At 71.3% G+C, this 8,740-nt stretch carries 8 protein-coding genes; all 8 read left to right on the forward strand.

The features are described 5' to 3' along the window. The first annotated feature begins 31 nt into the window (after nt 1-31). The 8 genes from AC1DU4_RS08985 to AC1DU4_RS09020 all read left to right on the forward strand — a co-directional run bounded on the left by AC1DU4_RS08985 (nt 32) and on the right by AC1DU4_RS09020 (nt 8,483). Nucleotides 32-1,438, forward strand: a complete 1,407-nt coding sequence (locus AC1DU4_RS08985) for a cytochrome P450 (protein WP_477839039.1) — start codon at nt 32-34, stop codon at nt 1,436-1,438. A gap of 53 nt (nt 1,439-1,491) precedes the next feature. Next, nucleotides 1,492-2,895, forward strand: a complete 1,404-nt coding sequence (locus AC1DU4_RS08990) for a cytochrome P450 (protein WP_477839041.1) — start codon at nt 1,492-1,494, stop codon at nt 2,893-2,895. Nucleotides 2,896-2,999: 104 nt separating this feature from the next. After that, on the forward strand, nt 3,000-3,368 hold the full coding sequence (locus AC1DU4_RS08995) for a DoxX family protein (protein ID WP_477839044.1): 369 nt from the start codon (nt 3,000-3,002) through the stop codon (nt 3,366-3,368). Between the two features lie 117 nt (nt 3,369-3,485). Beyond that, entirely contained in the window at nt 3,486-4,592 is a 1,107-nt protein-coding gene (gene pdhA / locus AC1DU4_RS09000) for a pyruvate dehydrogenase (acetyl-transferring) E1 component subunit alpha (protein ID WP_477839045.1), read from the forward strand. Then, entirely contained in the window at nt 4,589-5,566 is a 978-nt protein-coding gene (locus tag AC1DU4_RS09005) for an alpha-ketoacid dehydrogenase subunit beta (protein WP_477839047.1), read from the forward strand. The genes pdhA and AC1DU4_RS09005 overlap by 4 nt, the downstream gene beginning before the upstream one ends. Nucleotides 5,567-5,576: 10 nt before the next feature. Further along, nucleotides 5,577-6,848, forward strand: coding sequence for a dihydrolipoamide acetyltransferase family protein (locus AC1DU4_RS09010; RefSeq protein WP_477839049.1), 1,272 nt, complete (start codon nt 5,577-5,579; stop codon nt 6,846-6,848). Between the two features lie 55 nt (nt 6,849-6,903). Continuing rightward, nucleotides 6,904-7,206, forward strand: a complete 303-nt coding sequence (locus AC1DU4_RS09015) for an amphi-Trp domain-containing protein (protein WP_477839051.1) — start codon at nt 6,904-6,906, stop codon at nt 7,204-7,206. Between the two features lie 68 nt (nt 7,207-7,274). After that, on the forward strand, nt 7,275-8,483 hold the full coding sequence (locus AC1DU4_RS09020; RefSeq protein ID WP_477839053.1) for an MFS transporter: 1,209 nt from the start codon (nt 7,275-7,277) through the stop codon (nt 8,481-8,483). Nucleotides 8,484-8,740: the final 257 nt, after the last annotated feature.

Here is an 8,740-nt window from a genome sequence, read left to right on the forward strand (position 1 = left end):
CGGTCGTCGCGACCCGGGTCAGGATGGGTGCATGGCCGTCCCGACCACGCGTCAGCACCCTCGGGTGCCACACCCGCCTCACCGTATCCCGTTGCTGGGCGACGTGATCGGCGTCAGCATCACGAAACCGACACAGAACGCGATGACGTATGCGCGCCGGCTCGGGCCGATCTACGAGCGGCGGGTGCTCGGCTACACGTTCACCTTCGTCTCGGGCGCCGAGCTGGCCGCCGAACTCAACGACGAGAAGCGTTTTCGCAAGCAGCTCGGGGTGGCGCTCGAGGCGCTGCGCCCGATCGGCCACGACGGCCTGTTCACCGCCCACAACGACGAACCGAACTGGTCGACCGCCCACAACGTGCTACTGCCCGGGTTCACCCAGTCCGCGATGCGCGGCTACCACCAGACGATGCTGGACACGGTGCGCGAGCTGACCGGGCACTGGGACCGCCACTGCGACGACGGCACCTGGGTGGCGGTCACGCCAGACATGAACAAGGTGACGCTCGAGACCATCGGCCGCGCCGGATTCGGCTACGAGTTCGGTTCGTTCAGCAGCGAGGAGCAGCACCCGTTCGTGGCGGCGATGCTCCGCGCGCTGAGCTTTGCGCAGCGCTCCACCTTCAAGGTCCCCGTGCCGCTGCTCGGCGGTGCGCTCACCCGCCGCACCGCGCAGCAGAACCGCGCCGACCTCGCGTACCTGGCGGAAGTCGTGGACGAGGTGATCGCGTCGCGCCGTGCGAACCCCCACGAGCGGCGCGACGACCTGCTCGAGCTGATGCTCACCAGCACCGATCCCGAGTCCGGGCGGCGCCTCGACGAGGTCAACATCCGCAACCAGGTGATCACCTTCCTGATCGCCGGGCACGAAACATCATCGGGCGCATTGTCGTTCGCGCTGTACTACCTCGCAAACCACCCGGAGGTCGCGGACCGGGCACGCGCCGAGATCTACCGGGCCTGGCCGGCGGGTGCCGAACCCGACCCCGCCTTCGAGCAGGTCGCAAAGCTCCGGTACCTGCGACACGTCCTCGACGAGACCCTGCGGCTGTGGCCCACCGCGCCCGGCTACATGCGCGAGGCCCGCGAGGACACCCTGCTCGGCGGTCGGTACCCGATGAAGGCGGGCGACGCGGCGTTCGTGCTGTTGCCGCAGGTGCACCGGGACCCCGCGTGGGGTCCCGACGCCGACGCCTTCGACCCCGACCGGTTCCTGCCCGAGCGCGCGCACTCGCGGCCCGGTCACGTCTACAAGCCGTTCGGCACCGGCATCCGCTCCTGCATCGGCCGCCAGTTCGCGCTGCACGAGACCGTCCTGGCGTTGGCGTTGATCCTGCACCGCTACGACCTCGAACCCGAGCCCGGCTACCGGCTCGACGTCGAGGAACTGCTCACCCTCAAGCCGTCCGGGTTCCGGGTCCGGCTGCGACGCCGGTGACCGCTCGCCGCACGAGGGCAGACAAACCGATCGGTTCTACGAGACAATGAGGCATGGCGTCTCCCGGCGTCGTCGACACGCGCCAGATTCCGCACCCCCCGCACCGGCTACCGGTGCTGGGCGACCTGCTGAGCGTGGACCCGGCCAGCCCGACCCAGACCATGGCGCGGCACGCCCGCACCCTGGGGCCGATCTTCGAGACGAAATTTTTCGGCAACCGCCTGGTCGTGGTGTCCGGGCCGGACCTGTACGTGGAGCTCGGCGACGAGAAGCGGTTCGGCAAACACGTCGGATTCGGAGTGTCCGCGGCCCGCGAGTTTCTCGACGACGCCCTGTTCAGCGCCTACACCGACGAGCCGAACTGGTCGCGGGCGCACAACATCCTGATGCCGGCCTTCACCCTGCCGGCGATGAAGAACTACCACGACACCATCCTCGACACGGTGCGCGAGCTGCTGGCGCACTGGGACCGACGGCTGGCGTCGGGACCGGTGGACGTGCACACCGACACGAGCAAGCTGACGCTCGAGACCATTGCCCGGATCGGCTTCGGCTACCGCTTCCACCCGTTCACCCGCAGCGAGCCCGATCCGTACGCGGCCGCCGTCATGCGAATGTTCGCCTACGTCGGGCGCAGCGGATACCGGATCCCGGTGGACTGGCTCGAGCGCATCGTCCACCACCGTGCCAACACCCAGATGGACACCGACATCGCCTACGTCCGCCGGGTCGTCGACGAGGTGGTCGCGGCCCGCCGGGCCTCGCCCGAGGCCTCGCCCGACGACCTGCTGGCGCTGATGCTCACCACCGCCGACCCCGCGACCGGCGAGCACCTCGACGACGCGAACATACGCAACCAGGTGATCACCTTCCTCAACGCCGGAGCCGAGACCACCTCCGGCACCCTGTCGTTCGCGCTGCACCTGCTGGCCACCCATCCGGAGGTCGCGGCCCAGGCGCGCGCCGAGCTGCACACGTTGTGGCCGGCCGACACCGACCCGGACCCGGCGTTCGGGGAGATCCACCAGCTGCGGTACCTGCGCCGCGTCGTGGACGAGACGCTGCGGCTGTGGCCCATCGCGCCGGGGTACCTCCGGGAGCCTCGGCGCGACACCCTGCTCGGCGGTCGATATCCGCTGACCGCGGGGCAGGCCGTGGTGGCGTTGACCCTGAAGGTGCACCGCGACCCCGCCTGGGGCGCGGACGCGGAGTCCTTCGACCCGGACCGGTTCCGGCCGGAGCGCGCCCGGACCCGCCCGCCCGGCCTCTACAAGCCGTTCGGCACCGGCGTCCGGTCCTGCATCGGCCGCCAGTTGGCGTTGCACGAGACGGTGCTGGCGCTCGCGCTGATCCTGCACCGCTACGACCTGGTGCCCGAGCCCGGGTACACGCTCGAGGTGGCCGAGGAGCTCACCCTCAAACCCGCGAACCTCCGTCTCGGACTGGTTCGCCGCTGACGCTCGGCCGTGTCGCCTTGACCCTGCCCGCATCCCCAGTAGCCTCGGACGGCGGGCGTAATTCATACGCCAGCTGAAAGTTTTGTGACAGTCAGGGAGAGCCAGTGGACGTCGTTGCCATCGTTTGCGCAATCGTCCTTGCGATCGGTGCCCTCGGCGCGGCGATCCCCAAGGTCCGGCTGCGCGGTACCGCCTGGACCGCCCTGCGCGACCGCGGCCTGACCGCCAACCAGGTCCGCGCGATCGGGGCCGCGGAGATCGCCGGTTCGGTGGGAGTGCTGGTCGGGCTGTTCTGGTGGCCGCTCGGCGTCGTCGCGGCGGTGGGACTGCTGCTGCTGATGCTCGGCGCGACCGCCTTCCACGTCAAGTACGGCGACTTCGGCAACCCCGACATGCGCGGTCCCGCGCTGTACCCGGCCGGCCTCGCGGTCCTCGCGGTGGTCGTGATCGTCGCGCTGCTCCTCGCGAACTAGGGCACGCCCCTCGCCCGCTTGCGCCGCCCGCCCAAAGGGGGATGCTGAGAGTAGGACTCCAACAACGTCGGACGCGGCCCCACAAGGGCCTCCCGACGTAGGCACCAGGAGGTCGAAATGACCGACAAGATCGCCTACCCGGTCCAGCTCGTCCAACCCGACGGACGACGCGTGCACCGGGCCGCCTACTCCGAGCTCGTCGCCGACATCGGCACCGCGGAGCTGCGCGCGCTGTACGAGGACATGGTGGTGGTCCGACGCGTCGACGGCGAGGCGACGGCGCTGCAACGCCAGGGCCAGCTCGGCATCTGGGTGCCGTGCCTGGGGCAGGAGGCCGCGCAGGTCGGCTCGGCCCACGCGCTGGCCCCCGACGACTACGTCTTCACCAGCTACCGCGAGCACGGCGTCGCCTACTGCCGCGGCGTCGAGCCGGCGCAGTGGCCGCGGCTCTGGCGCGGCGTGGCGCTGTCCTGCTGGGACCCCGACGAGCTGGGCCTGACCAACCCGGCGATCGTCGTCGGCGCCCAGGGCCTGCACGCCACCGGCTACGCGATGGGCGCGCACTTCGACGGTGCCGAGATCGCGACCTTCGCCTACTTCGGCGACGGCGCCACCAGCCAGGGCGACCTGTCCGAGGCGCTCGGCTTCGCCGCCACGTTCAACGCCGGCGTGGTCTTCTTCTGCCAGAACAACCACTGGGCGATCAGCGAACCGGTGACGCTGCAGAGCCCGTTCCCGTTGGCGCAGCGCGCATCCGGCTTCGGTATCCCCGGGATCCGGGTGGACGGCAACGACGCACTGGCCGTCCTGGCCGTCACCCGCAGCGCCGCCCGCCGGGCCCGCGAGGGCAGCGGGCCGACGTTCGTCGAGGCCGTCACCTACCGGATGGGCCCGCACACCACGTCCGACGACCCGACGCGGTACCGGACCGGCGCCGAACTGGAGGTGTGGCGGGCGCGTGACCCGATCGACCGGTTGCACCGGCTGCTCGAACGCGAGGACGGCCTCGATGCCGAGTTCCTGGCCGGGGTGAATGCGAAGGCCGAGGACACCGCCGCCGCTTTCCGGGCGGCGACGCTGACCCTGCCCGATCCCGACCCGATGCAGCTCTTCGAGCACGTCTACACCCAGGACCACCCGCTGATCGACGAGGAACGCGAACAGTTCGCCCGCTACCTCGGCACGCTGTCCRTTCCCGAAACACTGTCGGAGGCCCGGTCATGACCACGATGACGCTCAGCGGCGCCCTGAACGCCGGGCTGCGGCGTGCCCTGGAACAGGACCCGAAGGTGGTGCTGATGGGCGAGGACATCGGCCAGCTCGGCGGCGTCTTCCGGATCACCGACACCCTGCAGAAGGACTTCGGCGGCAACCGGGTCATCGACACCCCGTTGGCCGAGTCCGGGATCGTGGGCACCGCATTCGGGATGGCGCTGCGCGGCTACCGCCCGGTCTGCGAGATCCAGTTCGACGGGTTCGTCTACCCCGCCTTCGACCAGATCGTCTCGCAGGTCGCGAAGATCCACTACCGCACCCAGGGCCGGGTGCGGGCACCGCTGACCATCCGGGTGCCCTACGGCGGCGGAATCGGTGCGGTCGAACATCACTCGGAGTCGCCGGAGGCCTACTTCGCGCACACCGCGGGGCTGCGGCTGGTCAGTCCCTCCAACCCGGACGACGCCTACTGGATGATCCAGCAGGCCATCGCCTCCGACGACCCGGTGCTCTTCTTCGAGCCCAAGCGCCGGTACTGGGACCGCGGCGAGGTGGACACCGACGCGCAGCCCGAACTCGACCTGCACCGGGCCCGAGTCGCGGCGCCGGGCACCGACGCCACCGTGGTGGCCTACGGGTCGGTGGTGCCGACCGCGCTGGCCGCGGCGAAAGTGGCCGAGCAGGAGGGTCATTCGATCGAGGTCATCGACCTGCGTTCGCTCTCCCCCGTCGACTTCGACGCCGTCGAGGCGTCGGTCCGCAAGACGGGCCGATTGGTGGTCGCACACGAGGCGCCGGTGTTCCTCGGACTCGGCGCGGAGATCGCCGCCCGGATCTCGGAACGTTGCTTCTACCAGCTCGAGGCACCGGTGCTGCGGGTCGGCGGGTTCGCCACCCCGTACCCACCGGCGAAGCTCGAGAAGTACTTCCTGCCCGACCCGGACCGCATCCTCGACGCGGTCGACAAGACGCTCGCCGCCTGAGGGGTCCGCCGTGGCCGACCGCAGCCCGCAGCCCCTGCACGAGTTCCGACTGCCCGACCTCGGCGAGGGCCTGACCGAGGCGGAGCTCGTCTCCTGGTCCGTCGCGGTGGGCGACACCGTCGCGCTCAACCAGGTGATCGTGCAGGTGGAGACGGCCAAGGCGGTGGTGGAGCTGCCGTCCCCGTACGCCGGCACCGTCCTGGCGCTGCTCGCCGAGCCCGGCGCCACCGTCGCGGTGGGGGCGCCGCTGATCCGCATCGGCGAGCCGGGCGCGGGTCCTGCGGAGGGCTCCGAGCCTGGCCCGGAGGCGCCCGGATCCGGGTCGGTGCTGGTCGGGTACGGCCCCACCGCATCCCCGCCCAGCCGGCGCCGGACCCCGGACGCCGCCGCTCCCCCCACCCCCGGTAGCGCTGCGTCCGCGCCGGTCCGGCCCGACGCCAAGCCGTCGGCGCGCAAGCTCGCCCGCGAACTCGGCGTCGACCTGAGCGAGGTGCCCGGCTCCGGGACGGGGGGCGCGATCACCACCGGCGACGTCCGGGCCTGCCACGATGCCGACGAGCCGAGCGCACCCCAGCCCGACGCGACCGCCGCGCGCGAGACCCGCACGCCGATCCGCGGCGTCCGCAAGCAGACCGCCGACGCCGTTGTGCGCAGCGCATTCACCGCCCCGCACGTCACCGAGTTCCTCACCGTCGACGTCACCGCCTCGATGGACCTGCTCGCCACGCTCCGCGCCACGCCCGCCTACACCGGGCTCAAGCTCACCCCGCTGGCGCTGGTGGCGAGGGTCCTGGTGGCGATGCTGCGCGCGCACCCGGCCCTGAACTCGAGCTGGGACGAGGAGCGTCAGGAGATCGTCACCCGGCACTACGTGAACCTCGGCATTGCTGCCGCCACCCCGCGCGGCCTGCTCGTCCCGACGATCAGGGATGCGCACCTGATGAGCCTGCTGGAGCTGACCCGGGCGATCGACGACTTGGCCGAGACCGCCCGGGCGGGCCGGGCCACCCCGACGGACCTGTCCGGCGCCACCGTCTCGATCACCAATGTCGGGGTCTTCGGGGTGGACGCGGGCACCCCGATCCTCGGCCCCGGGCAGGCCGCGATCCTGTGCCTCGGCGCGATTCGGCCACGCCCGTGGGTGGTCGAGGACCGTGTCGTCGTCCGCCAGGTTGTCACCCTGGGTCTCTCGTTCGACCACCGGCTGGTCGACGGCGAACAGGGCTCGCGCTTCCTCGCCGACGTCGGCGCGACGCTCACCGATCCCCTCACTTTGCTCTAGTCGTGTCCGGAGCAGCTACGGTTGGGCACACACTTCGCCGAGGTCAGGAGCCGTCGTGCCCAAGCTGGAGATCAAGAGGACATCCGAGCTCACCCGGAAGCAGGTTTCCGAGCGCCTCATTGCGCTCGGACGTGCCCTCGCGGGCGACTCCGAGGTCGAGTTGGGCTCGGACGGCGACTCGATCTCGATCGTCGTCGCCGACCGTGTCCAGTGGGAACTCGAGATAGAGGTCGAGGGCGACAAGACCGAGATCGAGATCGAGATCAGCTGGCGCGACGCCCCGACCGACGAGCCGGAGCCCGCGGCCCCGGTCAAGGCAGTCCGGCGCGCGCGCCCGCGCAAGGCCGCCGCCAAGTGACGGTGCCGACGCCCACGCGGGCCGATCTCGGCGCCGACTCGCGGGCGGCACGGAGGTAGAACGGACAAGTGCGCCCGACCAGCCCGACGACCACCGAGCACGTCCGACTCCGCCGGGCCCGAGCCGCGATCTTCGGCATCTTCGCCGTCAACGGGTTCCTGCTCGCCGCGTGGGTGGTGCACATCCCGTCGATCTCCGACCGGACCGGGATCAGCCACGCCACCCTCGGCTGGCTGCTGCTGGTCCTGGCCGGCGGCGCGCTGGTCGGCATGCAGGTCGCCGGACCGCTCGCGGACCGTTGGGGCAGCCGGCGGCTGACCGTGTCGGCCGGGGTACTGATCTCCGCCGCGATGATCGGGCCGGCACTGGCCACCGACGCCGCCGGGCTGGCGGTGGCGCTGGCCGTGTTCGGCTTCGGCAACGGCGCGCTGGACGTGTCGATGAACTCGCAGGCCGTGCACGCCGAGCGAGCGTACGGACGGCCGATCATGTCGGCGTTCCACGCCCTGTTCTCCGTCGGTGGGGTGGTCGGCTCGCTGCTCGGTGCGGCGACGCTGGCCGCGGGCTGGGCGCCGCTGATGTCGCTCATCGGTGCGTCGGCGATCGGCCTCGTGACCGTCGCGGCGTGCGGGCCGGCGCTGCTGCCGCACGTCGCGCACGAGCATCCGGACGCCCCCGCCCGGCCCGCCGCGGCGGCTGGCCGCGGCTCCCGGCGAGTGCTGACCCTTGGCGCCGTCGCGTTCGCGCTGTTCCTCGCGGAGGGCGCGGCGAACGACTGGAGCACGCTGCAGGTCAAGGAGCACTTGGGCGCCTCCGACGCGACCGCGGCGCTGGCGTTCGGGGCGTTCGCGGTGATGATGACGGTCGGGCGCTTCACCGCCGACCGGGTCAGCGCGGCATTCGGCGCATTCGCCGTGGTCCGCTACGGCACGCTGATCGCGGTCGCCGGGCTGGCGGTGATCATCGGGTCCGGCTGGTTGTGGCTGACGCTGTACGGCTGGGCGCTGTTCGGGCTCGGCCTGTCCGGCTGCATTCCGCAGATATTCACGGCGGCCGGCAACCTGAGCGAGGGCGCGGCGGGCGTGAACATGTCGAGGGTGGTGGGGATGGGTTACCTCGGCCTGCTCGCCGGACCGGCGCTGCTCGGCTGGCTGACCACGCTGATGCCGCTGACCGCGACCCTGCTGGTGCCGCTCGGGCTCCTTCTGCTCGCGTCCCGCTACGCCGGGGTGGTCGGTCGCGCCCCCGCACCCAGCACGCCCAGCCACTCTGCCTGAGCGCCCATCTGTCCGAGCGCCCATCTGTCCGAGTACTTCGACGACTTCGGTCATTTCGACCACCCCCGCGCCGAGCTGCTTGTACGTTCGGGCCGCGCACCGACATTTCACCGAGCAAGGGAGCCACCGCATGGGCAGCCTCGACGACTTCGATCCCGTCGCCATGGTGATCGCGATGATCACCACCGCCCTCATCCCGACCGGCAGCGTGATCACCTAGACGCCGTCACAGGCCCACGAAACGACCGCAGGCGTCC

It is taken from the genome of Rhodococcus sp. P4_F5, assembly GCF_056401315.1.